25 protein-coding genes and 1 pseudogene are annotated in these 25,165 nt (G+C 66.5%); 20 read left to right on the forward strand and 6 right to left on the reverse strand.

All coding sequences use genetic code 11. The features are described 5' to 3' along the window. Positions 1-99 precede the first annotated feature (99 nt). From JFY56_RS11575 to JFY56_RS11635, 13 genes are all read left to right on the forward strand, one after another. Positions 100-1,155, forward strand: a complete 1,056-nt coding sequence (locus JFY56_RS11575) for a COX15/CtaA family protein (RefSeq protein WP_208313855.1) — start codon at positions 100-102, stop codon at positions 1,153-1,155. A gap of 56 nt (positions 1,156-1,211) precedes the next feature. Continuing rightward, positions 1,212-2,114, forward strand: coding sequence for a heme o synthase (gene cyoE, locus JFY56_RS11580; RefSeq protein WP_208313857.1), 903 nt, complete (start codon positions 1,212-1,214; stop codon positions 2,112-2,114). A gap of 162 nt (positions 2,115-2,276) precedes the next feature. Continuing rightward, positions 2,277-2,912 (forward strand): SCO family protein, encoded by a 636-nt coding sequence (locus tag JFY56_RS11585; RefSeq protein ID WP_208313858.1) that lies wholly within the window; start codon positions 2,277-2,279, stop codon positions 2,910-2,912. A 624-nt stretch (positions 2,913-3,536) separates the two neighbouring features. Beyond that, the gene (locus tag JFY56_RS11590; protein WP_208313859.1) at positions 3,537-4,655 is read left to right on the forward strand and encodes a Re/Si-specific NAD(P)(+) transhydrogenase subunit alpha; all 1,119 of its coding nucleotides are present in this window, start codon (positions 3,537-3,539) and stop codon (positions 4,653-4,655) included. A 68-nt stretch (positions 4,656-4,723) separates the two neighbouring features. Next, positions 4,724-5,044, forward strand: coding sequence for an NAD(P) transhydrogenase subunit alpha (locus tag JFY56_RS11595; protein WP_084311443.1), 321 nt, complete (start codon positions 4,724-4,726; stop codon positions 5,042-5,044). A 1-nt stretch (position 5,045) separates the two neighbouring features. Continuing rightward, a complete protein-coding gene (locus JFY56_RS11600) occupies positions 5,046-6,497 on the forward strand; it encodes an NAD(P)(+) transhydrogenase (Re/Si-specific) subunit beta (protein WP_208313861.1) in 1,452 nt (483 codons plus the stop codon). Positions 6,498-6,685: 188 nt separating this feature from the next. Continuing rightward, positions 6,686-8,182, forward strand: coding sequence for an acetyl-CoA hydrolase/transferase family protein (locus JFY56_RS11605; RefSeq protein ID WP_208313863.1), 1,497 nt, complete (start codon positions 6,686-6,688; stop codon positions 8,180-8,182). A 489-nt stretch (positions 8,183-8,671) separates the two neighbouring features. Next, positions 8,672-8,863: a DUF1127 domain-containing protein gene (locus JFY56_RS11610; protein ID WP_208313865.1), complete on the forward strand. Its 192-nt coding sequence runs from the start codon at positions 8,672-8,674 to the stop codon at positions 8,861-8,863. A 291-nt stretch (positions 8,864-9,154) separates the two neighbouring features. Next, positions 9,155-9,364, forward strand: a complete 210-nt coding sequence (locus JFY56_RS11615) for a DUF1127 domain-containing protein (RefSeq protein ID WP_208313867.1) — start codon at positions 9,155-9,157, stop codon at positions 9,362-9,364. 89 nt (positions 9,365-9,453) lie between these two features. Continuing rightward, positions 9,454-9,771 (forward strand): DUF2388 domain-containing protein, encoded by a 318-nt coding sequence (locus JFY56_RS11620; RefSeq protein ID WP_208313868.1) that lies wholly within the window; start codon positions 9,454-9,456, stop codon positions 9,769-9,771. A 148-nt stretch (positions 9,772-9,919) separates the two neighbouring features. After that, positions 9,920-10,222 (forward strand): DUF2388 domain-containing protein, encoded by a 303-nt coding sequence (locus JFY56_RS11625; protein ID WP_208313870.1) that lies wholly within the window; start codon positions 9,920-9,922, stop codon positions 10,220-10,222. Positions 10,223-10,255: 33 nt separating this feature from the next. Further along, entirely contained in the window at positions 10,256-10,591 is a 336-nt protein-coding gene (locus JFY56_RS11630; protein ID WP_208313879.1) for a DUF2388 domain-containing protein, read from the forward strand. Continuing rightward, positions 10,591-12,549, forward strand: coding sequence for a DUF7844 domain-containing protein (locus JFY56_RS11635; protein ID WP_208314271.1), 1,959 nt, complete (start codon positions 10,591-10,593; stop codon positions 12,547-12,549). The genes JFY56_RS11630 and JFY56_RS11635 overlap by 1 nt, the downstream gene beginning before the upstream one ends. Before the next feature lie 89 nt (positions 12,550-12,638). Here JFY56_RS11635 and JFY56_RS11640 read toward each other — a convergent pair whose 3' ends face one another. Further along, positions 12,639-13,040: a GFA family protein gene (locus JFY56_RS11640; RefSeq protein ID WP_208313883.1), complete on the reverse strand. Its 402-nt coding sequence runs from the start codon at positions 13,038-13,040 to the stop codon at positions 12,639-12,641. 14 nt (positions 13,041-13,054) lie between these two features. Continuing rightward, positions 13,055-13,813 (reverse strand): phytanoyl-CoA dioxygenase family protein, encoded by a 759-nt coding sequence (locus JFY56_RS11645; RefSeq protein ID WP_208313885.1) that lies wholly within the window; start codon positions 13,811-13,813, stop codon positions 13,055-13,057. 129 nt (positions 13,814-13,942) lie between these two features. Here JFY56_RS11645 and JFY56_RS11650 point away from each other — a divergent pair, with 129 nt between their 5' ends. The 3 genes from JFY56_RS11650 to JFY56_RS11660 all read left to right on the forward strand — a co-directional run bounded on the left by JFY56_RS11650 (position 13,943) and on the right by JFY56_RS11660 (position 15,403). Then, positions 13,943-14,170 carry a CopG family ribbon-helix-helix protein gene (locus JFY56_RS11650; protein ID WP_208313887.1) on the forward strand — a complete coding sequence of 76 codons (228 nt, stop codon included), beginning with the start codon at positions 13,943-13,945 and terminating at the stop codon, positions 14,168-14,170. Continuing rightward, positions 14,167-14,448, forward strand: coding sequence for a type II toxin-antitoxin system RelE/ParE family toxin (locus JFY56_RS11655; RefSeq protein WP_208313889.1), 282 nt, complete (start codon positions 14,167-14,169; stop codon positions 14,446-14,448). Before JFY56_RS11650 ends, JFY56_RS11655 begins: the two co-directional genes overlap by 4 nt. A 280-nt stretch (positions 14,449-14,728) precedes the next feature. Continuing rightward, positions 14,729-15,403 (forward strand): RcnB family protein, encoded by a 675-nt coding sequence (locus JFY56_RS11660; protein WP_208313891.1) that lies wholly within the window; start codon positions 14,729-14,731, stop codon positions 15,401-15,403. 15 nt (positions 15,404-15,418) lie between these two features. Here the strand turns inward: JFY56_RS11660 and JFY56_RS11665 are convergent, their stop codons facing one another. After that, positions 15,419-16,444: an AraC family transcriptional regulator gene (locus JFY56_RS11665; protein WP_208313893.1), complete on the reverse strand. Its 1,026-nt coding sequence runs from the start codon at positions 16,442-16,444 to the stop codon at positions 15,419-15,421. 122 nt (positions 16,445-16,566) lie between these two features. Here JFY56_RS11665 and JFY56_RS11670 point away from each other — a divergent pair, with 122 nt between their 5' ends. After that, on the forward strand, positions 16,567-17,484 hold the full coding sequence (locus JFY56_RS11670) for a LysR family transcriptional regulator (RefSeq protein WP_208313895.1): 918 nt from the start codon (positions 16,567-16,569) through the stop codon (positions 17,482-17,484). Between the two features lie 5 nt (positions 17,485-17,489). Here JFY56_RS11670 and JFY56_RS11675 read toward each other — a convergent pair whose 3' ends face one another. After that, positions 17,490-18,416 (reverse strand): LysR family transcriptional regulator, encoded by a 927-nt coding sequence (locus tag JFY56_RS11675; RefSeq protein ID WP_208313897.1) that lies wholly within the window; start codon positions 18,414-18,416, stop codon positions 17,490-17,492. Positions 18,417-18,509: 93 nt separating this feature from the next. Between JFY56_RS11675 and JFY56_RS11680 the strand changes: the two genes are divergently transcribed. Beyond that, positions 18,510-19,358 (forward strand): AraC family transcriptional regulator, encoded by an 849-nt coding sequence (locus JFY56_RS11680; protein ID WP_208313900.1) that lies wholly within the window; start codon positions 18,510-18,512, stop codon positions 19,356-19,358. 90 nt (positions 19,359-19,448) lie between these two features. Further along, positions 19,449-20,993 (forward strand): 3-hydroxyacyl-CoA dehydrogenase, encoded by a 1,545-nt coding sequence (locus JFY56_RS11685; protein WP_208313901.1) that lies wholly within the window; start codon positions 19,449-19,451, stop codon positions 20,991-20,993. A gap of 125 nt (positions 20,994-21,118) precedes the next feature. Here the strand turns inward: JFY56_RS11685 and JFY56_RS11690 are convergent, their stop codons facing one another. After that, positions 21,119-22,201: an aminopeptidase gene (locus JFY56_RS11690; protein WP_208313903.1), complete on the reverse strand. Its 1,083-nt coding sequence runs from the start codon at positions 22,199-22,201 to the stop codon at positions 21,119-21,121. A 53-nt stretch (positions 22,202-22,254) separates the two neighbouring features. Between JFY56_RS11690 and JFY56_RS11695 the strand changes: the two are divergent. Continuing rightward, positions 22,255-22,662 (forward strand): annotated as a pseudogene (locus JFY56_RS11695) (PA0061/PA0062 family lipoprotein); the annotation flags it as partial. A 90-nt stretch (positions 22,663-22,752) separates the two neighbouring features. On the opposite strand, the gene JFY56_RS11700 reads toward JFY56_RS11695, so the two are convergent. Beyond that, positions 22,753-25,164, reverse strand: coding sequence for a spermine/spermidine synthase domain-containing protein (locus JFY56_RS11700; protein ID WP_208313905.1), 2,412 nt, complete (start codon positions 25,162-25,164; stop codon positions 22,753-22,755). Position 25,165 lies beyond the last annotated feature (1 nt).

The raw sequence follows: 25,165 nt of genomic DNA on the forward strand, positions 1-25,165 counted from the left end.
AGGGCGGGTGAAACCCGCCAATGACATCCCGGGCAAGGCGGGTTTCACCCGCCCTACAGAACTACGACCCGACCAGAACAACAAAAACGGGGGCGATGAATGACTCAAGCGAAACGCAAACCCGGCTTCTACTTCGCGCTGCTGGCTACCGTGCTGGCCGTCGTCGTCGTGCTGCTCGGCGCCTACACCCGCCTGACCCACGCCGGCCTCGGCTGCCCGGACTGGCCGGGCTGCTACGGCTTCATTCATGTGCCGAGCAGCGAAGCGCAACTGGCCCACGCCGAGATGCACTTCCCCGAAACGCCGGTGGAAGCGCAGAAAGGCTGGAACGAGATGATCCACCGCTACTTCGCCGGCGCGCTCGGCCTGCTGATCCTCGGCCTCGCCGTGCACGCACTGGTCCGTCGCGGCCGCGATGGCCAGCCGCTGAAGCTGCCGCTGCTGCTGCTCGGCGTGGTGATCGCCCAGGCCGCCTTCGGCATGTGGACGGTGACCCTCAAGCTCTGGCCGCAGGTGGTCACCGCGCACCTGCTCGGCGGCTTCACCACCCTCGCCCTGCTGTTCCTGCTCAGCCTGCGCCTGTCCGGCGCCCTGCCCGCCCTCGCCTTGCCCCGCTCGCTGCGCGCCATGGCCGCTGCCGCGCTGGCGCTGGTGATCGGACAGATCGCCCTGGGCGGCTGGGTCAGCAGCAACTATGCGGCGGTCGCCTGCATCGACCTGCCGACCTGCCACGGCGAATGGTGGCCGGCGATGGACTTCGCCAACGGCTTCCACCTGACCCAGCACATCGGTCCGAACTACCTCGGCGGCCAGCTCGACAGCGACGCGCGCACCGCCATCCACGTGACCCACCGCCTCGGCGCGCTGTGCGTGACCCTGGCGCTGCTGGCGCTCGGCTGGCAGCTCTGGCGCAACCGCCTCGGCGCCCTCGCCGGCCTGTTGCTGGCCGCGCTGGCGGTGCAGATCGGCCTGGGCATGAGCAACGTGCTGTTCCACCTGCCGCTACCGGTGGCGGTGGCGCACAACGGCGGCGGCGCCCTGCTGCTGCTGGTACTGGTGCTGGTGAATTACCGGGTGCGCGCCGTTTCCACCGAAGCCGCCAGACATGCCGCGCACCGGCTGGACTGCCCGGTCGCTTATCCATCGCAAGGCTGAATATTCCCGACTCGCTGCCGCACGGCGGGAAACCATAACGCAACGGAGATACGCATATGGCCACCATCCTCAGCACTGCAAGCCAGGCCGGCTGGCGCGACTATCTGGAGCTGACCAAACCCAGGGTCGTGCTGCTGATGCTGATCACCTCGCTGATCGGCATGCTGCTGGCGACCAAGACCGGCGTGAGCTGGCAGGTCCTGCTGTTCGGCAACCTCGGCATCGCCCTCTGCGCCGGAGCGGCGGCGGCGGTCAATCATGTGGTGGACCGGCGCATCGACTCGATCATGGCGCGCACCCACAAGCGCCCGATCGCCGTCGGCCGCGTCTCGCCGCCGGCCGCGCTGGGCTTCGCCCTGGTGCTGGCGCTGGCCGGGATGGCCATCCTGATGGTGTTCACCAACCAGTTGACCGCCTGGCTGACCCTGGCCTCGCTGCTCGGCTACGCGGCGCTCTACACCGGCTTCCTGAAGCGCGCCACGCCGCAGAACATCGTCATCGGCGGCCTCGCCGGCGCCGCCCCGCCGCTGCTCGGCTGGGTCGCGGTGACCGGACAGATGTCCGCCGAGCCGCTGCTGCTGGTGCTGATCATCTTCGCCTGGACCCCGCCGCACTTCTGGGCGCTGTGCCTGCACCGCAAGGACGAGTACGCCAAGGCCGATATCCCGATGCTGCCGGTGACCCACGGCGAGCGTTACACCAAGTTGCACATCCTGCTCTATACGCTGGTGCTGTTCGCCGTTAGCCTGATGCCGTTCGCCATCCACATGAGCGGGCTGATCTACCTGCTGGCCGCGCTGGCCCTCGGCGCACGCTTCCTCGACTGGGCCTGGGCGCTGTACCTGGACAGCCGGCCGCATGCGGCGATCAAGACCTTCAAGTACTCTATCGTCTACCTGTTCCTGCTGTTCATCGCCCTGCTGGTGGACCATTACCTGCCGCTTACGCTCGTATCGTGACGGCGCCGATCCGAAAATGCAGGACGGAGACGCAGGGTGGATGGCGCTCTTCCATCCGCCATTTCGGGGCCGCATGCGCGGCCATGGTGGATCGATGGAGCGTGATCCACCCTACGGCCCACGCCAACCTTCTGGAAAGACACCTGATTCCACGAGAACTCCATGACCCGAGTTAACAAGACCGTCTTCGTCCTCATCACCGTCATCGCGCTGATCCTCGGCCTGACCCTGCACAAGGTGCTCACCTCGCAGCAGAAACTCGATCCGACGGTGCTGCTGGATGCCGGTATCGTCATGCTCGCACAGCCGCGCAGCATGCCGTCGCTGCAGTTCCAGGACCAGGACGGCAAGCCCTTCGACACCGCCAGCATGAAAGGCCGCTGGCACGTGCTGTTCTTCGGCTACACCTTCTGCCCGGACGTCTGCCCCACCACCCTGGCGCAACTGCGCGAGCTGAAGGGCAAGCTGCCGCCGGAAGTGCGCGACCAGCTGCAGGTGGTGCTGGTCAGCGTCGACCCGCATCGCGACACGCCGGCACGCCTGAAGGAGTACCTCAACTTCTTCGACGCCGGCTTCCAGGGCATCACCGCCCCCGACGAGACCATCCTCAAGCTCAGCAACGCCATGAGCATCCCGTACATCCCGGCCGACACCAGCAAACCCAACTACACCGTCGACCACAGCGGCAACCTGGTGCTGATCGGTCCCGACGGCAACCAGCAGGGTTTCATCCGCGCACCGCTGAACAACGCCAAGCTGAGCGCCCAGTTGCCCAACCTGATCGTCCCGAAAAGCTGAGCCGAAGGGTCGAATCTGTCCGTTTTGCCCATGCTTCTGTCGTAATTATGTAAACGGCCACCCTCGGGTGGCCGTTTTTTTTCCACATCTCTGGCTCTCCCATTGGCGAATTCCCCATTCGCCCACGCCGTACGCCATCGCCTCGAATACCGCGAAAAGCCTCGTCGCAAAGCCTTTCCGGGCAATTTCCTGACCCGGTAGTCAATGTTAAATATTTGCTACAGCCTCATACCGCATAAGTACTAACTGATATTCCATATTAAAAACATTAATTAACACCTATAGCTGCGCCTAAGGCAGGATTGACAAGCCTCTCGCCGGGTCTTGGGGGGTTCTGATAGGCGGTCATTCACCATCGGGATGCTGTAACCCGTGGTTGGCGGATTCTGTCAGACTCGTTTTTCAGAGTCTGGGAGTGCCGCACCGGCGACAAAACGCGCAGTCCGTTCGTGACTTGTAGTGCCGGTTCAGTATCGCTCCAGAACGTCTTCTGACCTTGCGACTCGATTGCACGATATCGCTTTCCCTGCCCCGTGCAGGACGCGCTATCCGCAGCCCGTTCGACATCCCGACCCGCCAACGCAGCGGGCCGGATTACCCAACGATCACGCAGGAGATTTGCGAGTGCAGATCGGTGTCCCCCTCGAGACCCAAGCCGGTGAAACTCGGGTTGCCGCTACCCCGGAAACCGTCAAGAAACTGATCGGTCAGGGTCATCAGGTAATCGTGCAGAGCGGTGCCGGCGTCAACGCCAGCCAGCCTGACAGTGCCTATGAAGCCGTTGGCGCGAAGATCGGCAGCGCTGCCGAAGCCTTCGGTGCCGAACTGGTGCTGAAAGTGGTTGCCCCCAACGAAGCCGAGCTGGCTCAGATGAAGCCCAATGCCGTCCTCATCGGCATGCTCAACCCGTTCAACAACGAGAACAACGCCCGCATGGCCGAAGCCGGCATCACCGCCTTCGCCCTCGAGGCCGCGCCGCGTACTTCCCGCGCGCAGAGCCTGGACGTGCTGTCCTCGCAGGCCAACATCGCCGGCTACAAGGCCGTGATGGTCGCCGCCAACCATTACCCGCGCTTCATGCCGATGCTGATGACCGCCGCCGGTACTGTTAAGGCCGCCCGCGTGCTGATCCTCGGCGCCGGTGTTGCCGGCCTGCAGGCCATCGCCACCGCCAAGCGTCTTGGCGCGGTGATCGAGGCCTCGGACGTACGTCCGGCCGTTAAGGAGCAGATCGAGTCCCTGGGCGCCAAGTTCGTCGACGTTCCCTACGAGACCGACGAAGAGCGCGAGTGCGCCGAAGGCGTTGGCGGTTACGCCCGCCCGATGCCGCAATCCTGGATGGAGCGTCAGGCCAAGGCCGTTCACGAACGCGCCAAACAGGCCGACATCGTGATCACCACCGCACTGATCCCGGGCCGCAAGGCACCGACCCTGCTGCATGAAGCGACCGTCGCGGAAATGAAGCCGGGCTCCGTGGTCATCGACCTGGCTGCTGCCCAGGGCGGCAACTGCCCGCTGACCGAGGCCGAACAGGTCGTGATCAAGCACGGCGTGACCATCGTCGGCTACAGCAACCTGGCCTCCATGGTTCCGGCTGACGCCTCGGCCCTGTATGCACGCAACCTGCTCGACTTCCTCAAGCTGACCCTGACCGCCGAAGGCTTCAAGGTCAATCTGGAAGACGACATCGTGGCCGCCTGCCTGATGTGCTGCGACAAGCAAGTCGTGCGCAAGAACGGCTGATACCACGCAGCACTACTATATAAGTACGCGCCGGGCACCAACCCGGCCCTCAATTCCGGTGAAAGACGATGGAAGAAATGCTGATCTCCCATGGGATCTACAACCTGATCATCTTCGTGCTGGCCGTGTACGTCGGCTACCACGTGGTCTGGAACGTAACCCCTGCCCTGCACACCCCGCTGATGGCCGTGACCAACGCCATCTCCGCGATCGTGATCGTCGGCGCCATGCTGGCCGCCGCACTGACCGTCACCCCGCTGGGCAAGGTCATGGGCACCCTGGCTGTCGCGCTGGCCGCGGTTAACGTGTTCGGTGGCTTCCTGGTCACCCGCCGCATGCTGGAAATGTTCAAGAAGAAAGCCCCGAAGGCCCAGGCGGAGAAACACTGACATGAGCATGAACCTGGTCACCCTCCTCTACCTTGTCGCCTCGGTGTGCTTCATCCAGGCGCTCAAGGGCCTGTCGCACCCGACCACTTCGCGCCAGGGCAACGCCTTCGGCATGATCGGCATGGGCATCGCCATCGTCACCACCGTGTTCCTGGTCTTCAAGCTGGCTGCCCAGTTGGGCGAGGGCGGTAACGCCGCCACTGGCCTGGGCTACGTGCTGGTCGGCCTGCTGATCGGCGGCACCGCCGGCTCGATCATGGCCAAGCGCGTCGAAATGACCAAGATGCCGGAACTGGTCGCCTTCATGCACAGCATGATCGGTCTGGCCGCCGTGTTCATCGCCGTTGCCGCTGTGGTCGAACCGCAGTCCCTGGGCATCGTGCAGCACCTCGGCGACAGCATCCCGACCGGCAACCGCCTGGAGCTGTTCCTCGGCGCGGCCATCGGTGCCATCACCTTCTCCGGTTCGGTGATCGCCTTCGGCAAGCTGTCCGGCAAGTACAAGTTCCGCCTGTTCCAGGGTGCTCCGGTGCAGTTCGCCGGCCAGCACATGCTGAACCTGGTACTTGGCCTGGCCACCCTGGGCCTGGGCCTGGTGTTCATGTTCACCGGCAACCTGACCGCCTTCGCCGCCATGCTGGCTCTGTCCTTCGTGCTCGGCGTGCTGATCATCATCCCGATCGGCGGCGCCGACATGCCGGTGGTTGTGTCGATGCTGAACTCCTACTCCGGCTGGGCCGCGGCAGGTATCGGCTTCTCGCTGAACAACTCGATGCTGATCATCGCCGGTTCGCTGGTAGGTTCCTCGGGTGCGATTCTGTCCTACATCATGTGCAAGGCCATGAACCGCTCGTTCTTCAACGTCATCCTCGGTGGCTTCGGTGCCGAAGCTGACGCGGGTCCGGCTGCTGGTTCGAAAGAGCAGCGTCCGGTGAAGTCCGGCTCCTCCGACGATGCCTCGTTCCTGCTGACCAACGCCGACAGCGTGATCATCGTTCCGGGCTACGGCCTGGCGGTAGCCCGCGCCCAGCACGCGCTGATGGAACTGGCCGAGAAGCTGACCCATCGCGGTGTGACCGTGAAGTTCGCCATCCACCCGGTTGCCGGCCGTATGCCGGGCCACATGAACGTCCTGCTGGCCGAGGCCGAAGTGCCTTACGAGCAGGTGTTCGAGATGGAAGACATCAACTCCGAGTTCGGTCAGACCGACGTGGTCCTGGTCCTCGGCGCCAACGACGTGGTCAACCCGGCCGCCAAGAACGATCCGAAATCGCCGATCGCCGGCATGCCGATCCTCGAGGCGTACAAGGCCAAGACCGTCATCGTCAACAAGCGCTCCATGGCCAGCGGTTACGCCGGTCTGGACAACGAACTGTTCTACCTGGACAAGACCATGATGGTCTTCGGCGACGCCAAGAAAGTCATCGAAGACATGGTCAAGGCAGTCGACTAAGTTCCTCTGCGCTCCACAAGACACCGGCCTCGTGCCGGTGTCTTGCTTTCTGACAACGGAACAGTCCTACATCTTTGGTAGTAAGAAGCTAACTGTAGCGGCGATTTTTCGACCTAGGTCTAAGGGCGAAAAATCCTCCAGTCCCTAGACTGGCCGCTTCGTACTTCCTGCTGCCCGAGGTTTCATCCATGTTCCGTGATCGTGTGCGTATGCCCTCCCTGCTCGACAAGGTGATGAGCGCAGCCGAAGCCGCCGCCTTGATCGAGGACGGCATGACCGTCGGCATGAGCGGTTTCACCCGCGCCGGCGAAGCCAAGGCGGTGCCCACCGCACTGGCCGAGCGCGCCCGCCGGCAACCGCTGCGCATCAGCCTGATGACCGGCGCCAGCCTCGGCAACGACCTCGACAAACAGCTCACCGAAGCCGGCGTGCTGGCCCGGCGCATGCCGTTCCAGGTCGACAGCACCCTGCGCAAGGCGATCAACGCCGGCGAGGTGATGTTCATCGACCAGCACCTCTCGGAAACCGTCGAGCAACTGCGCAACCACCAGCTCAAGCTGCCGGACATCGCAGTGATCGAGGCGGTCGCCATCACCGAGCAGGGCCACATCGTGCCGACCACCTCGGTGGGCAACTCGGCCAGCTTCGCGATCTTCGCGAAGAAGGTGATCGTCGAGATCAACACCGCGCACAACCCGAATCTCGAAGGCCTGCACGACATCTACATCCCGACCTACCGCCCGACCCGCACGCCGATCCCGCTGGTGAAGGCGGACGACCGCATCGGCAGCACCGCCATCCCGATCGACCCGGCGAAGATCGTCGCCATCGTCCACACCGAACAGGCGGACTCGCCCTCCACCGTGCTGCCGCCGGACGACGAGACCCAGGCCATCGCCAACCACCTGATCGACTTCTTCAAGCGCGAAGTGGATGCCGGGCGCATGGGCAAGAACCTCGGCCCGCTGCAGGCCGGCATCGGCAGCATCGCCAACGCCGTGATGTGCGGGCTGATCGAGTCGCCGTTCGAAGACCTGACCATGTACTCCGAAGTGCTGCAGGACTCGACCTTCGACCTGATCGACGCCGGCAAGCTGCGTTTCGCCTCGGGCAGCTCGATCACCCTGTCGCCGCGCCGCAACGCCGACGTGTTCGGCAACCTGGAGCGCTACAAGGACAAGCTGGTACTGCGCCCGCAGGAAATCTCCAACCACCCGGAAGTGGTGCGCCGGCTGGGCATCATCGGCATCAACACGGCGCTGGAATTCGACATCTACGGCAACGTCAACTCCACCCACGTCGGCGGCACCAGGATGATGAACGGCATCGGCGGCTCCGGCGATTTCGCCCGCAATGCGCACCTGGCGGTGTTCGTCACCAAGTCCATCGCCAAGGGCGGCAGCATCTCCAGCGTGGTGCCGATGGTCAGCCACGTCGACCACACCGAGCATGACGTGGACATCCTGGTCACCGAAATCGGCCTCGCCGACCTGCGCGGCCTGGCCCCGCGCGAACGCGCCCGGGCGATCATCGACAACTGTGTGCATCCGTCCTATCGCGACGCCCTGAACAGCTACTTCGAAGCCGCCTGCAAGCGCGGCGGCCATACCCCGCACATCCTGCGCGAAGCGATGGCCTGGCACATCAACCTGGAAGAGAACGGGCATATGCTGGCTGCGGGGTGACAAGAGACCACTCCTACGGGCTGCAATGCCCACCGTAGGTTGGCGCTGAGCAACGCGAAGCCCAACATCGCCATCGTTGGGCTTCACTGCGTTCAGCACCAACCTACGCGGGTTATGGCCCAGCCACGTACACGTAGTTGCGTAGGAGCCACTCCCAGGAAAATGCCCCACAAGGCTGGACATCCTGAGAGAAACCCCGTAAAAAACAGCTTCGAACAGTTTTTTCTTCCGCTACAACTGTTCCTCCCCAAGCCGTCGCAATCGTCGGCAGCCCCGGTAAAACCCCTCCCACCGACCGCAACGTGCACCACCACAGTGCGCGGCGATACAGTTCGCCCTGAAAAAGACCATAACAGTTCATTCAAACAGATCGCTGACCACGCACAATTCTGTACAACTGTTACTGTCCCGGTTGACCAAATAGTCAGATCATATGCGCCAACAACCTTGCAACCTGATTACTCGCCACAAGCGGGAAGGATCAACATCATGGGACGTACCCTCGTTTCCTCCACCACTCAAAGCCATTCCAGCCACAGCCTCGTAACCACCGTACGCATGTGGCGCCGCCGTGTAGCCAGCCGCCGTCAACTGGCTCGCCTGGACCCGCGCCTGCTCGCCGACGCCGGCATCAGTGAAGCCCAGCGCTTCGCCGAGCTGAGCAAGCCCTTCTGGCGCTAAGCCAGGCAACAGTTTCGCGTCGACCAGAACAGACGCAAACTGTACCGGTAGTGCCTGCGGCCGCTCTTCCCCGAGCGGCCGAGGGCGAACGAATCCGGCACTCCCCTCCCCGCTTCTCCTTCTCTCGACTCCCGCAACACAGTAGGCACCAAAAGCAACAGCACAGTTGCGCTGCCTGACCGACTGTACCAGCTCAATTTCCCCTCGCTGCCTCTGCCCGCCTCATCGCCCCAATGCGAGTCTGGACACTCCACTCTCCACCCCCACCGTGGAAGAAAAGAGGTCATCGCCATGGAGCTCAAGCTTGTTGCAACCTACCCCGCCCCCCCGCTGAACGCCCCGCGCCGCCTGGCGAGCACACTGTTCCGCCTGCTGCACCAGTGGCGGCAGAACGCTCGCACACGCCGGCAACTGGCCGAGCTCGACGCCCGCCTGCTGAGCGACATCGGCATCAGCCACAGCGATCGCCAGGAAGAAATCTCGAAACCGTTCTGGCGCTGAACGGCTGGTGGCCCGCCCTACTCTTGGCTAGGCTGTGCGGAAGGTCGGCACGTCAGCCGCGCCACTTTCGTCTACCTGGAGTACTCAACATGAGTCGTTTGCGCCTATTGGGTGTCGTCGCGTTACTGACTTGCGCCAGCAGCGCCTTCGCTACCAGCTTCGTCTACACCACCGACATGACGGTACGCGCCACCGGTTCCACTTCCGACGCCACCAGCGGCATCAGCAATTCGTTCAAGGACGACAAGATCGTCCTGGAAGCCCGCGATGACGCCGCCAGCTTCGTCGCCAGCCAGGGCGAAATCCGCGGCGCGCACCTGGAAGCCGCGTTCAAGCACATCCGCGGCAAGCTGCCGACCCTGGCAGCGGACGACCTGCAACTGGCGAAGGCCATCCTGACCATCTGATTCCATCCCGCCCGGACCTTCAGGTCCGGGCACATTCTTTCCGCCTTCCGACAGCATTGCCGGAAGCGCCAGCGCACGCCTTCCACTGGCCGTCTACGCGGCATTCCGTTAGCCTTGGCGACCTTCATTTCCGATCGCCAACAGCACCATGCGCGCCCTGCTTCCCAGCCTCGTACTCCTTTGCCTGGCCACCCCGGCCGCAGCCTTCGACCTGACCACCCAACTCGGTGTCGGCACCACCTACGCAACCAGCGACGTCAGCAGCCGGCCGTTCGAGAAACGCCTGCTGGACGCAGCCCGCGACGATGCCGCCAGCTTCGTCGCCAGCGATGGCCAGTTGCGCGGTGCGCAGCTCGAACAGGCGCTGCACTGGCTGCGCCACGAGCACCCGGACCTTGCGGCGAACGATCGGGAACTGGCCGAAGCCATCCTTGCCCAAGTAACTGAGTGAGCAGCATCGCTGTATTTTCTGGAGACTCACCCCATGCAACTCGTTTCGCTTTCCCGCAAATCCCTCGTCATCGGCCTGCTGCTCGCCGCCTGCGCCGGCAGCGCCCAGGCCAACTCGGTGATCCGCCTGTTCAACATCACCACCAACGCCATTGGCCGCAGCGTCGACTTCACCTCCGACACCACCACTTCCATCCGCGATATGAAGATCGTCGTCGAAGCCCGTGACGACGCGGCCAGCTTCGTCGCCAGCGACGGCGCCATCCGCGGCGCGCAACTGGAAGCCGCATTCCACGCGCTGCGCGAGCAGGTGCCGGAAGCGCGCGAAGCCAGCGACCAGGCTCTGGCCGAAGCCATCCTCGCCCTGTGATCCGCCCCGGCTGCCGCTGGCTCGCGGCCATCGCCCTGCTCATCGCCGGCAGCAGCCACGCCGGGCTCCGCCTGGAGCTGAGCAGCGACAGCCTGAATGCAGCGCAACGCCAGGCCAGCCAGCAACTGCTGGACGAAGCGCTGCGCGAACTGCCGGCGAAGTTCGTCGACGACCTCGACCGCCGCGTCGAGGTCGAGTGGAGTGACGACCTGCCCAGCGATGCCATGGGCCGCGCCCTGCGACCCAACGCCATCGCCCTGAACAGCCGCCATCTGCCGGCGCTGGCCGATGGCAGCGCGGCAACGCAGCAGACCGGCCGCAGCCACGGCACCCTGCGCCGCGAGCTGCTCGCCACCCTGCTCCACGAACTAACCCACCTGTACGACCGCGCGCGCCTGTGGACGCCCGCCGAGGCAAGCCTGATCCGCCGCTGCACCCAGCGCGAAAACAGCATCGGCCGCGCCGGCGAACCCGGCGAGTGCCGCGGGCAGATCGCGCGCCGCTTCACCCTGTCCGACGACCCGCGCCTGCTCGATATCGCCGGCTGGCCGCAGTACGCCGGCAAGCGTGGCGGGCGCGAGGCGCACAACCGCTTCATCCTGCGCAGCCCGGACAGCTACGAACTGAGCAACCCGCGCGAGTTCGTCGCGGTGAACATGGAGTACTTCCTCCTCGACCCGAGCTACGCCTGCCGGCGCCCGGCGCTCTACCGCTACTACGCCGCGCGCTTCGGCGAGCCGGCGCAGCGTGCCGAATGCCCGGCCAGCTTCGCCTTCCTCAACGCCGGCCGCGACTTCGGTCGCCAGCCGCTGGGCCAGCTCGATCCGGAACGGGTCTACTCGGTCGACTACCTGCTCGCCGAGGCCAACGACGAACTGGTCAGCCGCTGGGGCCACGCCATGCTGCGCGTCGTCGTCTGCGCCCCCGGACGCCCGCGCGGCCCGGACTGCCGGCTGGATCTCGACCAGCACCTGGTGCTGTCCTACCGCGCCTTCGTCGGCGACCTGCAACTCTCCAGCTGGGACGGCCTGACCGGCGCCTATCCGTCGCGGCTGTTCGTCCTGCCGCTGTCCCAGGTGATCGAGGAATACACCAAGATCGAGCTGCGCAGCCTGGTCTCGATCCCGCTCAAGCTTGATCGCAAGGAAATCACCGAACTGGTCGAGCGCGCCGCGCAAAGCCACTGGAGCTACGACGGCAACTACTACTTCATCTCCAACAACTGCGCGGTGGAAACCCTCAAGCTGCTGCGCAGCGGGCTGCCCGACCCGCGCCTGCAGGACCTCGACAGCATCACCCCGTACGGCGTGCTGGAGCTGATGGAAAACCGCGGGATGGCCGATTCCAGTGTGCTCGCCGATCCCAGGGAAGCCTTGCGCCAGGGTTACCGCTTCGACTCCTTCCGCGACCGCTACCAGGCGATGTTCGACGTGCTCAGGAAGCGCCTCGACGTGCCGCAGAAGCGCGTGGAGGACTGGCTCGCCCTCCCCGCCAGCGAACGCCGCGACTGGTTCCCCCGGGCCGACCTGCGCGCCAGCGCCGCCCTGCTGCTGCTGGAACAGGCCTCGCTGCGCCGCCAGTTGCTGCTTGCCCAGGATGAGCTGAAACGCCTCTACCTCGGCCACCGCGACGACAGCGCCGCCAACCCGCAACTGGCCAAGGCCGGCAAGACGCTGCAGCAGATCCTCGACGACAGCGGCTTCCTCAGCCGCCCGGCGGAACTGCTCGACGGCGGCTACGGCCTGCCCCAGGCCGGCGAATCGGCGCGCCTGGAACTGCAGACCAAGGCCCGCCAGACCCGCCTGCGCCAGCTCAGCGACTCCCTCGAACACGACGTCCGCGCCCTGCTCGAACCCGGCCGCCGCGACGAACTGGAAGCCATCGAAGCAAACCTCAAGCAGCTCGCCAAACACCTGCGCGAACTGCACAAGGCCGCAGGCGGCCTGGAACTCCCCTGATTGAAGCGGCTGCGGCTGCAACGTAGGTTGGTGCTGAACGCAGTGAAGCCCAACGTCGGCAATGTTGGGCTTCGCGGGCTCAGCCCAACCTACAACCGCTCCTCGCCCTCTTCGGGCAGATGCGGGTCCAAGCGTAGCCATGGCAGCCGGCTCTTCACCCAGATGTGGCGGGCGGGCGGCGTGTTTTCCGGGTGATCGAGCGTGGCGATGGTGATGTCGAGGGTGTCCGGATAGCGATCCGAGCGGAACACCAGCTGGGCGCCGCAGTTGCCGCAGAAATAGCGCGTGCAGCCCGGCGTCGAGTGGTACTCGGCTGGCGTCCCGGCCAGCCAGCGGAACGCCGTGGCCGGCACCGTCGCCCAGGTCACCACGATGCCGCCGGTGGTGCGCCGGCAGATCGCGCAATGGCAATGCGCGGTGTCGTCCAGCAGCGCGTCGACCTGATAGCGCAGCGCGCCGCAATGGCAGCCGCCCTCATGCACTTCCGCCATGTCCACCTCCCGTCTCAGTCGTATTCCGCCGCCTCATGGTCGCCGAGCAGCCGGCGCTGGCGCGGCGTGCAGGCGGCGATCACCTCGGGATTGAAGTACCACTGCAGGTAAGGCGAGAACTTCTGCGCCACCATGCGCCGCCCATAGTGCACCTGCAGCATGTAGCGCGTGCGATCCGCCGTGCGATTGCGACTGCCGGCGTGCCAGACGTCGCTGCGGAAGAACAGCGCATCGCCGGCCCTGCACAGCACCGGCTCGGCCTTGTGCCCCTGCCACTCGTACTCGTCCGGCAGCGGCGCGCGGCCGGAGCGGTGGCTGCCGGAGAGCATCAGGGTAGGGCAGAGATCGGCGTCGATATCGTCGAGATAGATCTGCGCCGTGCAGATGAACATCGGCAACTCGAAGCCCGGATCGGCGAGCAGGGCAGGGGGCAACTGGATCGGCAGGTAATCCAGGTGCATGTCCGCGCCGATGAATCCCGGATGGCAACGCCAGGCCGTCTGGCCGATCACATGGCAATCGTCGCCGAGCGCCGCTTCGGCCAGCTCGATCAGCCCCGGCAGGTCGAGATAGGGCAGCCACAGGGGAGAGCGGTTGAACACGCATTTGTAGTGATCGACCAGCCCCGTGTAGTCCCAATGCAACGGCTGCAGGGCATCGATGGCCTGGCGCAGTTCCGCGATCTGTGCGGCCTCCAGCACGCCGGACAGCAGTGCATGACCCTGCTCGTACAGGGCTCGCAATCGTAGTGCCGTCGCTTCAACCACACCCATGTCGCCCCTCCCGCCCAGCAGCCTGCATCCAGTGTATTCGCGGTCGTGACGGAGCGGATTTGCCCGCCTTCGTATACATCTGTCATCATTGTAAACACTGTATACACCGTAAACGTAAGTGCTCAGAAAATGACCACCGTGATCTCTTTCCGCGCCGATGACGCCCTTGCCGCGGCGCTGGACGAACTGGCCCGCGCCACCCACCGGGACCGCCCGTATCACCTGCGCCAGGCCCTGGCGCAGTACCTGGAACGCCAGAGCTGGCACGTCGCGGCCATCGATGAAGGGCTGGCGGACGCCAATGCCGGGCGCCTGCTGGAGCACGCCGAGATCGAAGGCAAGTGGGGGCTGGCATGAGTCTGCTATGGACCCACAAGGCGGCCGCCGACCTCGACGGCATCTATGACCACTACGTGGTGCTGATCGGCCCGGAAAAGGCGCTGAAGGCCATCCAGGACATCGTCGGCCAGGTCAGGCCGCTGCAGGACCCGGCCCTTGGCAGCAGCGGCAAGCCCAGCGAGGTGCCGGGCGTGAGGGAGCTGGAGATCGAACGCTGGCCATTCGTGACCGCATTCCGGGTCAAGGGTCGCAATGTGGAAATCCTGCGGGTGGATCGTGTGGAAAACCAGGCCTGAAAGTGGGTACACGGTTACAAGATATTTCAGACTATTGACTTCTTATTAATGATTAAAATCCATTCGTTTTGACTGAAAATAAATCATCAGCCGAATAGCGACTGTGTATCAGGTAATTGTTCGATTAATGACTGATTGACCGAAAGGCAATCGACCGTATCTCCCCCAAATCCCCCATTTCCGGGCCGGCGCCTTCCGACCGCCGCCCCGGAACTTTTCCTTTTCGCGCCACTCAGTTGATCGGCAAATCCCCTGAATCCGGGCCCTCGCCTCGATGAGCATGCGCAACCGAATTTCCCGCACCGCGTTCTGTTTATCCCTGTTCCTCTCCCCCATCACTGTCCTCGCCTGGAACGGCGACGACGGCCAGCGCCAGCAATGGCAGGCCGAACAGCAGCGGCAATGGCAGGAACGCCAACGCCAGCAGCAGGAGCAGCAAAGGCAACAGCAGGAACAACAGCGTCAGCGCCAGGAAGAACAGCACCGTCGGCGTGAAGAGCAGCAGCGCCAGGCAGCCGAGCGGCACCGGCAGGAAGACGAGCGCCGGCGCCAGGAGCAGTGGCAACATCAGGCCCGGGAGCAGCAGCAGCGCCAGGAACAGCAACGCCGCTGGCAGGAAGAGCAACGCCAGGCGTCGGAACGCGAACGTCGCTGGCAGGAAGAACAGCGCCGGCAGCGCGAGGACGACTGGCGGCGCCGGGAAGAAGCGCGGCGTCACCAGTACGAGCAGCAACGTCGCTGGGAAGAGGCGAACTACCGTCGCCAGGACCAGCGCCGCCGCTGGTCGGTGGGCCAGCATGTGCCGTGGGACTACAGCCGCAGCCACTACCTGCGCAACTGGCGCGCCCACGACCTGCCGCATCCGGGCCGTGGCCGGCAATGGCTGAAGACGGACAGCGCCTACCTGCTGGTGGACAACTCCAGCGGCAAGGTCCGCCGGGTCATCCGCCGCTGATTCCTACGCCGGCGCCTATGCGCCGGGCCGGTCCCGCCAGGCACCCGGTGTGCAGTCATGCCAGCGGACGAAGGCGCGGGAAAAGCTCTGCAGGTCGCCGTAACCGAGCAGGTCGGTGATTTCCGCCAGGCCGAGGCCGGGCTCCGCGAGCAGGTCGAGCGCCCGGTAGCGGCGGTATTCGTCGACCAGCTCGCTGTAACGCCAGCCCTGCGCCAGCAGGCGCCGGGCGGCGGTACGTTCGGTCAGGTGACGGGCGCTGCAGAAGGACTGGAAGCTGGCGCCGGCCGGCAACTCGCGGGCAATATGGTCGCAGGCGTCCTCCAGCAGGGTGGCCTGGGTGCTGCAGCGCGCCTGTTCCAGCAGGCCGACCAGCGTGCTCTCCAGCATCGGACTCGCCGGCACCAGCTCGCGGCTGAACAGTTGCGGGTCGAGGCGGATGGCGATGTCCGGCTCGCCCCAGTGCACCGGCGCGCCCAGCGCCTCGCGGTAGATCGCGGCGGAGGGCGGTTCGGCGCCGGGCAGGGCGATCGACAGGATCGGGTCGAGATTGCTGCCGCCAAAGCGCAGCTTGCGCCGCAGCAGGTTGCAGATCCCGGCCAGCGTGTAGTCGCGTGCCTGCAACGGGCAGCGCAGCGTGCCCTGTTCCAGCAGCAGCAGTTCCACGCCCGCGCCATCGCTGCGCAGCTCGGCGCGCAGGTGGCCGCTGAAGAACGGGAAATACTCGATGAAATAGGCGCAGGCCGCCTGCAGGCTCGGCGCCACTTCGCACAGGTAGGTCATGCCGTTGGTCTGGGTGGAGGCGAAGCGCCGCGCACGCAGGCCGATATGCGCCTCGCCGGCGGCCGTCCCGGCGAGGGCCCAGAAGCGCCGGGAAAGGAACAGCGGCACGCGCACGAACGGCGTGCGCAACTCGAACAGGCTGCGGCGGAAGCGTTCCTCGATGCTTGCCTGCGCCACCCCGCGCCCGAGCAGTTCCTCGATGACCGGAAGAAGAATCGGCGCGTAGAACGCATTGCTCGGCGGGTGATCGTTTTTTGTCATGTGTGGCTGAAAGCCCTGGCGCCCACTCGGGATAGGCTGGCCGACCTTACGAAATGCGCCCGCCAAGGGCAAGGACGGAGCGGGGAGGGCGCAAGCCGCTTGCCGACCGGGGAGACGCCATCGTGCTCGATCTACGCGAACTCGACCTCAACATGCTGCTGGCCTTCGACGCCATCTACGCCCAGCTCAGCATCACCCGCGCGGCGGCAGTCATGGGCCTCTCGCAACCGGCGATGAGCAACGCCCTGCGCCGGCTGCGCAATCTCTGCGGCGACCCGCTGTTCGTCAAATCGCACCTCGGCGTCACCCCGACCCTCGCCGCGCATCGCCTGTCCGAACATGTGCGCGGCGCGCTCGACGGCCTGCGCGAAGGCCTCTCGCAGATGCCGGCGATGCACCACCAGGAGCCGCAGCGGCCGCTGCGCATCAGCTGCCTGGACTGCTTCCAGCCGCTGCTGCTGGATATCCTGCTGGCCCCGGGCGAGCAGGAATGGCAGGTGCGCTTCTACCAGAGCCGCCGCCGCGATGCCCTGCAGGAGCTGGGCAACGGCAAGCTCGACCTGCTGATCGACATCGACCAGCAGGTGTCCCTGCAGTCCGGCCTGCGCAAGCTGCCGCTGCTCAACGACCACTACGTGTTCGCCTACGGCGCCGGCCTGGAGCAGCCGCCACGGACGCTCGCCGATTACCTGCGGCTGCCGCAGGTGCAGGTTTCCAGCCGCCGCGAAGGGCTCAGCCCGGTCGATCTCGAACTGGGCCTGAAGGGCATGCGCCGCAACATCGCGACCACCGTGCAGAGTCCGCTGGCGGCGCGCCTGATCGCCGACCGCCAGCCCCTCGGCCTGACCCTGCCGAGCCGCGTCGCCACGGTGCTCGGCCTGCGCCAGGCGCCCTTGCCGCTGGAGCGCCCGGTGCCGCTGGAACTCTGTCTGTACGTGGAAAACCACTATCGCTTCGAGCGCGGCATGGAGCGCGCGCTGGCGCAGATCCAGAAGGCCTTCGCGGAGCGTCCGCAACCGCTCATGCAACGCGAAGCCTGATCCGCCTAGCCCGCGTCCCGGGCGAGCAGGCGCCGGTCGCTGGCCAGCAGCACCTCGATCATCGTCCGCGCCGCCGGCGACAGGCTGTAGCCGGCCCGGCTGACGATGCCGTACTGCAGGCGCAGCGCCGCTTCGGCCGGGGGGATGTCGACGATGCGCAGGCGCACCAGCTCGCCACGCTGGATGAGCTCGTCCACCGCCTCCATGGGCGCCATGCCGGTCCCGTCCGAACTGCTCACCACGCGCAGGGCCACGTCGAACTGGGAGCATTCCACATCCATCTGGAAGTCCGCCTGCCCGGCGATCTCCGCGAGAATCCTGCGCGGCACGTCCGGCAGGCGCACGCCGATGCGCGGATAGCCGAGCAGGTCGGCCAGCCTGATCTGTGGCAGGGCGGTCAGCGGATGGCCCTGGCGGCAGAAGAAGCAGCCGCCGCGATAGCCGAGCAGTTGCACGCGATAGTTCTCATCGCTGGAGAACGTTCGCGCATCGCCGACGAAGAACTCGATCTGTTCTTCCTGCAGATGTTGCGCCGCCTGCGCCCAGTCCTCCACCCGGAACGCCACGCGGATCGCCGGGTGCGCCCCGACGAAGGCCGCCAGCGCCTCGGGAATCAGGCGCTGGGCGGGGAACGGGCCGCTGGAGAAACGCAGCTCGCCGGCGGTCAGTCCCTCGAACTGGTCCAGCTCGTTGCGCAGCGAACGGGAAGCCGCCAGCAGGCGCCGGGCATGCTGCAGCACCAGCTCGCCCTGGGCGGTCAGGCTGAACTCGCGGCTGCCGCGGTCGACCAGGATGCAGCCGAGGTTGCGCTCCAGCATCTGGATGCTGCGGCTGAACGCCGACTGGCTGAGGCCGACCGTATCCGCCGCGCGCTGGAAGTTGCGTAGCTCGGCCAGCGCGACGAAATGCCTGAATTGGCGGAGCTCGCTCATGCGTGTCTCGCATCGGTCAAATGAGTTAAATGCATTTGATGAATACTAGCTGAAGCTGGTTAAGTGAGCCCTTCCTGCCAAAGGGCCACCTCCATGCCGCAGTCGCTGTTCAGCTCCAGCGCATTCGTCAGCACCGTCCTGCTGCACGCCGATCGTTTCGGCATCGCGGCGGGCGAGCTGCGTCGGCGCGCCGGGATCGGCCAGGAGCTGCTGGCGGACCAGGGCGCGCATCTGCCCGCCGCGCAATTGCAGAAACTCTGGGCGGAATGCGAACTGGCCAGCGGCGACCCGCGCTTCGGCTGCGAAATGGCCGGGGACATCGGCACCCATTGCACCCAGGGCCTGAACATCCTCGCCGACTCGGCGCCGACCCTGGGCGACAGCCTGCGTTGCGTCGGCGCCTACCTGCCGCTGCTGACCAACTGCCTCGGCCTGCGCCTGACCGAAGAGGGCGAGCAGGCCATTCTCGAAGTGCTGCCGGCGCTGCCCGACCAGCATCACTTCGGTCTCGACGCCGCGCTGATGCGGCTGGTCCATGGCAACGCCCGGCGCACCGGCCTGGCGCCGCGCGAGCTGTTCAGCGAGGTGCGCACGCGGCCGAACCAGCGCTGCGCCGAGCTGTTCGCCGCGCTCGGCATTCCCACCCGCCACGGCGCCACCCCCTGCCTGGTCATGCCCCGCGCCCTGCTGCAACGCCCGCTGGCCGGCGCCAACGAGTTCCTTCACCAGAGCCTGCGCCAGGTATGGCAACGGGCGCTGGACGGCCGCCACCGGCACGACGGCGAGAACCTGCAACTGGCGCGCCTGTGGCTGAAGTCCTCCGACGACTCGGTCGAGCGCATCGCCGAGCGGGTCGGCTACCGCCAGCCGGGCAACTTCATCCGCGCCTTCCGCAAGGAATTCGGCATCACTCCCAAACAGTTCCGCCTGAGCCACTGCTGATCGCCACACGCAACGACACAACTGGCACGCCACGTTGCGAGTACCTCGACTAACTTTGATTCAGGATCGTTCGACGAGGATTGCCGTGCCATGCAACGCACATCCCTTCCGCAACCGCCGTCCTTCACCCGCATCGGCGTGATCGGGGCCGGCGTCATGGGCCGCGGCATCGCCCAGTTGTTCGCCAGCGCTGGCCTGCCGGTGCGCCTGTACGACAGCCGCGCGGAAAGCATCCAGCAGGCACTGGACCTCAATCGCCAGTTCTTCGAGCAGGTCGCCGCGCGCAACGGGCTCGGCGACGACGTGATCGCCGCCGCCCCGCAGCGCCTGCAGGCGGCGCACAGCCTCGACGAGCTGCACGACTGCGACCTGCTGATCGAAACCATCGTCGAGGACCTCGGCGCCAAGCAGTCGCTGTTCGCCGAGCTGGAAGCGCGGGTCGCGCCGGATGCGGTGCTGGCCAGCAACACCTCGTCGCTGTCGATCAGCCGCATCGCGCGCAAGTGCAAGAATCCGCGGCGCGTCGCCGGCCTGCACTTCTTCAATCCGGTGCCGCTGATGCGCATCGTCGAGGTGGTGCGCGGCGAACGCACCGACGACTCGGTGATCGCCCGCCTGGCGCTGCTCGCCGAGCAGGTCGGGCACTTCCCGGCGGTCACCGCCGACAGCCCCGGGCTGATCGTCACCCATGCCGGCCGCGCGTTCAGCAGCGAGGCGCTGCGCATCCTCGCCGAAGGCATCGCCACGCCGGCGCAGGTCGACCGCATCCTGCGCGACTGCGCGGGCTTCCGCATGGGGCCGTTCGAACTGCTCGACCTCGCCGGGCTGGATATCGTCCACACGGTGATGGAGTCGCTTTACCAGCAGTTCTACCAGGACCCGCGCTACATGCCGTCGCCGCTCGCCGCGCAGCGGGTCGCCGCCGGGCTGTTCGGGCGCAAGAGCGGGGAGGGCTTCTACCGCTACCAGGACGGCCTGGCCCTGCTCGATCCGGAACCGCTGCCGGCGCCGGTGCTGCTCAACCGGCCGTTCTGGCTGGACAGCCAGGACCCCGAGCTGCGCCATCGCATCGGCAGCCTGCTGAACCAGGCCGGCGTGGTGCTGGAAAGCAGCGAGGCGCCGTCGTCGCGGGCGATCTGCCTGGTGACGCCGATGGGCGAAGACGCCAGCACCTGCATCGACGCCCTCGACCTGCCGCCGGAACGCAGCCTGGCGCTGGAAACCTTCACCGAACTCGAACACCGTCGCGTGCTGATGCGCCAGCCGGCGCTCGACCCGGCGCTGGAGACCCAGGCCCGGCAGGCGCTGGGCAGCGACGGCGTGCCGGTGGAGGTGATCAACGACTCGCCCGGCTTCATCGCCCAGCGGGTGATCGCCAACATCGTCAATTTCGGCTGCGAGATCGTCCAGCGCGGCATCACCACGCCGGTCACCCTCGACCGCGCGGTGCAGATCGCCCTCGGCTATCCGTTCGGCCCACTGGCGTTCGGCGAGCACTACGGCGCGGCGCGCATCCTCACCATCCTCCAGGGCCTGCAGTCCTGCTACAGCGAGCCACGCTACCGGCCGAGCCCGTGGCTGCGGCGGCGGGTGCAGCTTGATCTGCCCCTGCATTGCCCGGATGCAGCGGAGTAGGAGCGGAGCGCCCCATGAGCACGATCGCGGGGCGGGTGATTGCCAGTTCGTAGGTTGGCGCTGAGCGCAGCGAAGCCCAACATCTTTCGAACGCGGCACCGTTGGGCTTCGTACCTCAGCCCAACCTACGGCGCTCTATCCGCCACCAGACGTTCCAGTGCCTGCTGGCGCTGCACACGGGGCAGGGCGGCGAGTTTTTCGACCCGCGCATGGAACGCCACCCAGTTGCCGCCGAGCTGCTGGAAAAGGGCAGCAAAGGCCGGCACCCACTGGTCGTAGAGGCCGAACGGCAGGACCTTGGCGTTGTTCAGCGGCCCCTCGATCCAGCCATCGAACGCCGACTTGCCGCCCCAGCGGCGCTCGCGCAGTTCTCGGTATTCGCGGCGCAGGCGGTCGAACTCGGCGGCCTTGCCGGCGCGCAGTTCGGCCTCCGGGCGGCCGCTGGCGTAGAGCGTCTGCAGGCGTTCGCGAGTATCCAGCACCAGGCGGGTGAGCGCTTCGCGCTGCTCGACCAGCAGGCTGCGTTCGTCCGCCAGCCCCTGCGCCTCACGCCAGCGCCGCCCGCCCTCGCGTTCGACGAAGGAGGCATAGGATTCGTTGAAGGCAGTGTCGTCGGGCAGGTAGAAGCGCTGGTGCGCCAGCTCGTGGAAGATCGTCTCGGCGAGGCGCTGGTCGCCCCAGCGCAGCATGCTGCTGAGGATCGGGTCGTCGAACCAGCCGAGTGTCGAGTAGGCCTCGACGCCGCCGACGAAGACGTCCATGCCCTGCCCCTGCAGCCGCCGCGCCTCGGTTCGGGCGGCCGCTTCGCTGTAGTAGCCGCGATAGGCCACGCAGCCAGCGATGGGGAAGCAGTGGGTCAGCGGCTGCAGCGACAGCTCCGGCGCGGCGAACACGTTCCACACCACATAGGGCCGCTGGATGTCGCTGTACAGGCGGTAGCTGCGGTTGTCCGGCAGCCCCAACTCGGCGCTGGCGAACGTCCGTGCCTCCTGCGCCAGACGCAGGCGCTGGCGCAGCGTGGCGTCCTCCGTGGGGTCGGCGATCACCTCGGCCACCGGCTCGCGGGAGGTCAGCAGGTGCAACTGGCCGCTGGCGAGCTGGCCGTAGTAACCGACGCTGGAACAACCGCTCAGCGCCAACAGCGCCAGCCAGGGAACCCAGCGGGGTGCGCGGATGTCGAGTATCGGAATAGATGAAAGGGCTGGCATGCCGCCGAACATAGCACAGCCCCCCGCCCACACTTTCACTGCCCGGAGTCCCCATGCGCTCGATGCTGATCGCCGCCAGCCTGCTCGTCCTGAGCGGCTGTTCCATGCTGCTGCCGACCCCCGATCCGAACCGCGCCTGGGTCGACCTCGACACCGACGGCCAGAGCGACCTCGCGGCGATGAAGGTGGACGGCAAGGAATGGCCCAGCCCACGCTATTTCGAGGTCGACCCGGGCCAGCACGAGCTGGGCGTGCGCTACCAGTTCCAGGTCGACCCGACCAACATCGGCAGCGGAACCACCTCGCCGCTGTGGCGCGACTGCGCGCTTACGGTGAAATACCCGGATTTCAACGCCGGCCAGCGCTATCGCCTGGAGACCGGCGCCGTCGGATTCCGCCCATGGATGAAGCTGTATGACGCGCAGGCCAAGGTCGTCGCCCGGGGCAAGGAGCGGGGCTGCGACGGCCCGCAGTCGGACAATACGGCGGACACCGGCAAGCCCGCTCACGAATGGCTTCCCGTCAAATGGCCGTCCTGGTTGCCGCGCCTCTCAGGGAAAGGCGAGGCCAGCCAGGACATACAGAACTAGCGCCAGCAGCAACACCACGGTGAAGCCCAGGTGGATCGCCAGCAGGGTCGCGAGCACGGCGGCCACCACCGATACGCAGGCGTTGACGCCCCAGGCGATGGGCACCAGCGCTTCGGCGCGTGCTGAAACGCGCCCGAGCCCGAGCGGAAACGGCATGCCCATGGCGAACGCCAGCGGCGCGACCAGCGCGGCGCAGACGGCGAACCGGCCTAGCGTCGGCACCGGCGCCAGCAGCTGGAACAGCGGCGGCAGCACGGCCAGGTAGAGCAGGGCGAGCGCGCAGATCGCCAGCACCGGCCGCACCAGCGGATGCCGGAGCGCTGCGCCGGCCTGCAGCCGCGCGGAATAGCGGCTGCCGAGCCCGGCGAAGATCAGGAACGCGCTCAGGGTCACCGCCACCGAGTACAGCGGGTGGCTGAGGAACAGGGTGAATTTCTGGATGAAGGCGATCTCGACGAACATGAAGGCCAGCCCGATGGCGGCGAAGTAGGCCACCACGCGCAGCTCGAACCGGCCCGCGCCTGCGCCGGGCGAACGCCGCTGGCGATGCCGCGCCACCCATAGCGGCAACAGGATCAGCGCGACCGCTGCCACGCTGGCCTGCAACAGCGTGGCGATCAGCACCGGATAGCCCCACTCCAGCATCGACAGGCTGCCCTGCGCCTTCAGCGCCAGCAGTTCCGGCAGCGAGCGCCATTTGAAGAAGTGGAAGAAGTACGGCCGGTCGTCCGTGGTCGGGCGCACGTCGAACTTGTAGCGCGCCAGGAACCCTTCACGGTCGCCGGACAGCAGGGCCTGCGCCGCATCGAAGAAATACGGCTGGTCGAGCAGGTTGTAGCGGTTGGCTTGCGCGGCGGTCATGCCGGGGTAATAGGCGAGATCGAAGGAGCGCTCCCGGCAGAACGCCTGCAGCGCAGCGACGTCGGCGGCACTGAAGTCGCGGTTGCCGACCAGCAGCGTCGCAGTCTTCCAGCCGCGGATCATGACGATGCGGCGGGCCGCGCTGGTCTTTCCGTCGCGTTCGATAGCTTCTGCGGCGGTGGCCAGCAGCCGGGGAATATCGCGCGGCGGCAGGGTGATCCAGCGGGTGATCGCCAGCAGGCCGCCGGGGGCGAGATGGCGCAGGTATTCCGCGAGGGCTTCCTCCGTGTACAGGTAGTTCTCCGACAGCGCATGCAGGCCGCCCGAGGCCGTGCCGAAGGAGTCCAGCAGGGCGATCTGGATCAGGTCGTACGGCTCGCGGCGCGACGCCACCAGCCCGCGCGCCTCGCCGATCAGCACGCGGACGTTCGGCGCGCTGTAGGGCCGGCCGGAGAAGTCGGCAAATTGACGCTGGACCAGATCGATCACCTGCGGATTCAGCTCGATGGCATCCACCGCGCGGGCGCCGTGGTAGAGCGCCTGCAGCACGTCGGTGCCGGCGCCGCTGCCGAGCACCAGCACGCGGGGCTGGCGCAGCAGGTGGTAGGGCAGCGCCGAGGTCAGGTAGTCGAGATAGGCGAGCGGCTCGCGGCGGCCGTCGTAGCGGTTCAGCGCGGAAAGGCCGTCGCCGTCGGTGAAGATCGCCAGTTGCGCGGGCGGCTCCAGGGTCGCGTTGAGGCTGAGGCCCGGCGCGTGGCGCAGGGGAATGGTCGGGCTGTCGACCACCGTCAGCAGGCCCAGCGGGCTCCAGGCCTCGGCTATCGCGCGGGCATCCTTGATGCGCAGGGTCTGGCTCAGCTCCTTGTACTCGGAGGGCGCCAGGGCGATCCAGCGTTCGGGCACGCCGGCCGGCAGCACGACGGCCAGCGCCAACAGCGCCGCCGCGAGCTTACGCCGGTGCCATCCGCAGGCCAGCGCCCCGGCGGCGATGCCGGTGCCGCCCAGCAGGCGCAGCGCATCGACGGGAGTCAGGACGAACAGCGCGACGACGATCGCCAGGCTGCCGATGCCGGCGCCGAGGATGTCGAAGGCGTAGATGCGGTGGATCTGCTCCTGGAAGCAGGTGAAGGTCAGGCAGATGCACAGCGCCGCACAGAAGAACGGCACGAACAGCAGCAGGTAGATCCACAGCAGGCGCAGCGGCTGTCGCGCGTCCCAGACGATCTCCAGCGGATTGAACGGGACGTGCTGGGCCAGCGTGAAGCAGGCGATGGCGCTCAGCCCGAACAGCACCGCGCCGGCCATGAACACGCCGTGGAAGCGCGGCACCAGCACGCGCTGCGCCAGCGCCACGGCGGTGCCGGCCGCGCCATAGCCGAGCAGCGCGACGCTGATCATCATGTAGGCGAAGTGGTGCCACTGGATGATCGACAGCAGCCGCAGCAACAACACTTCGTACCCCAGCGCGGAAGCCGACAGCAGCGCCATGGCGAGCAATGGCGGCGCATGCATG

Origin of the sequence: Pseudomonas schmalbachii (assembly GCF_017589465.1) — a bacterium.
In the GTDB taxonomy this organism is placed as follows: domain Bacteria; phylum Pseudomonadota; class Gammaproteobacteria; order Pseudomonadales; family Pseudomonadaceae; genus Pseudomonas; species Pseudomonas schmalbachii.

Excerpts from the sequence above, each read along its gene's own strand:
- JFY56_RS11630 (WP_208313879.1), top strand. The coding sequence starts at position 10,256 with ATGCAACTCGTTTCGCTTTCCCGCAAATCCCTCGTCATCGGCCTGCTG.
- JFY56_RS11675 (WP_208313897.1), bottom strand. The coding sequence starts at position 18,416 with ATGAGCGAGCTCCGCCAATTCAGGCATTTCGTCGCGCTGGCCGAGCTA.
- JFY56_RS11625 (WP_208313870.1), top strand. The coding sequence starts at position 9,920 with ATGCGCGCCCTGCTTCCCAGCCTCGTACTCCTTTGCCTGGCCACCCCG.
- JFY56_RS11615 (WP_208313867.1), top strand. The coding sequence starts at position 9,155 with ATGGAGCTCAAGCTTGTTGCAACCTACCCCGCCCCCCCGCTGAACGCC.
- JFY56_RS11595 (WP_084311443.1), top strand. The coding sequence starts at position 4,724 with ATGGAAGAAATGCTGATCTCCCATGGGATCTACAACCTGATCATCTTC.
- JFY56_RS11660 (WP_208313891.1), top strand. The coding sequence starts at position 14,729 with ATGCGCAACCGAATTTCCCGCACCGCGTTCTGTTTATCCCTGTTCCTC.
- JFY56_RS11685 (WP_208313901.1), top strand. The coding sequence starts at position 19,449 with ATGCAACGCACATCCCTTCCGCAACCGCCGTCCTTCACCCGCATCGGC.
- JFY56_RS11655 (WP_208313889.1), top strand. The coding sequence starts at position 14,167 with ATGAGTCTGCTATGGACCCACAAGGCGGCCGCCGACCTCGACGGCATC.
- cyoE (WP_208313857.1), top strand. The coding sequence starts at position 1,212 with ATGGCCACCATCCTCAGCACTGCAAGCCAGGCCGGCTGGCGCGACTAT.
- JFY56_RS11620 (WP_208313868.1), top strand. The coding sequence starts at position 9,454 with ATGAGTCGTTTGCGCCTATTGGGTGTCGTCGCGTTACTGACTTGCGCC.
- JFY56_RS11575 (WP_208313855.1), top strand. The coding sequence starts at position 100 with ATGACTCAAGCGAAACGCAAACCCGGCTTCTACTTCGCGCTGCTGGCT.
- JFY56_RS11610 (WP_208313865.1), top strand. The coding sequence starts at position 8,672 with ATGGGACGTACCCTCGTTTCCTCCACCACTCAAAGCCATTCCAGCCAC.
- JFY56_RS11585 (WP_208313858.1), top strand. The coding sequence starts at position 2,277 with ATGACCCGAGTTAACAAGACCGTCTTCGTCCTCATCACCGTCATCGCG.
- JFY56_RS11645 (WP_208313885.1), bottom strand. The coding sequence starts at position 13,813 with ATGGGTGTGGTTGAAGCGACGGCACTACGATTGCGAGCCCTGTACGAG.
- JFY56_RS11700 (WP_208313905.1), bottom strand. The coding sequence starts at position 25,164 with ATGCATGCGCCGCCATTGCTCGCCATGGCGCTGCTGTCGGCTTCCGCG.
- JFY56_RS11640 (WP_208313883.1), bottom strand. The coding sequence starts at position 13,040 with ATGGCGGAAGTGCATGAGGGCGGCTGCCATTGCGGCGCGCTGCGCTAT.
- JFY56_RS11650 (WP_208313887.1), top strand. The coding sequence starts at position 13,943 with ATGACCACCGTGATCTCTTTCCGCGCCGATGACGCCCTTGCCGCGGCG.
- JFY56_RS11690 (WP_208313903.1), bottom strand. The coding sequence starts at position 22,201 with ATGCCAGCCCTTTCATCTATTCCGATACTCGACATCCGCGCACCCCGC.
- JFY56_RS11600 (WP_208313861.1), top strand. The coding sequence starts at position 5,046 with ATGAGCATGAACCTGGTCACCCTCCTCTACCTTGTCGCCTCGGTGTGC.
- JFY56_RS11605 (WP_208313863.1), top strand. The coding sequence starts at position 6,686 with ATGTTCCGTGATCGTGTGCGTATGCCCTCCCTGCTCGACAAGGTGATG.
- JFY56_RS11680 (WP_208313900.1), top strand. The coding sequence starts at position 18,510 with ATGCCGCAGTCGCTGTTCAGCTCCAGCGCATTCGTCAGCACCGTCCTG.
- JFY56_RS11665 (WP_208313893.1), bottom strand. The coding sequence starts at position 16,444 with ATGACAAAAAACGATCACCCGCCGAGCAATGCGTTCTACGCGCCGATT.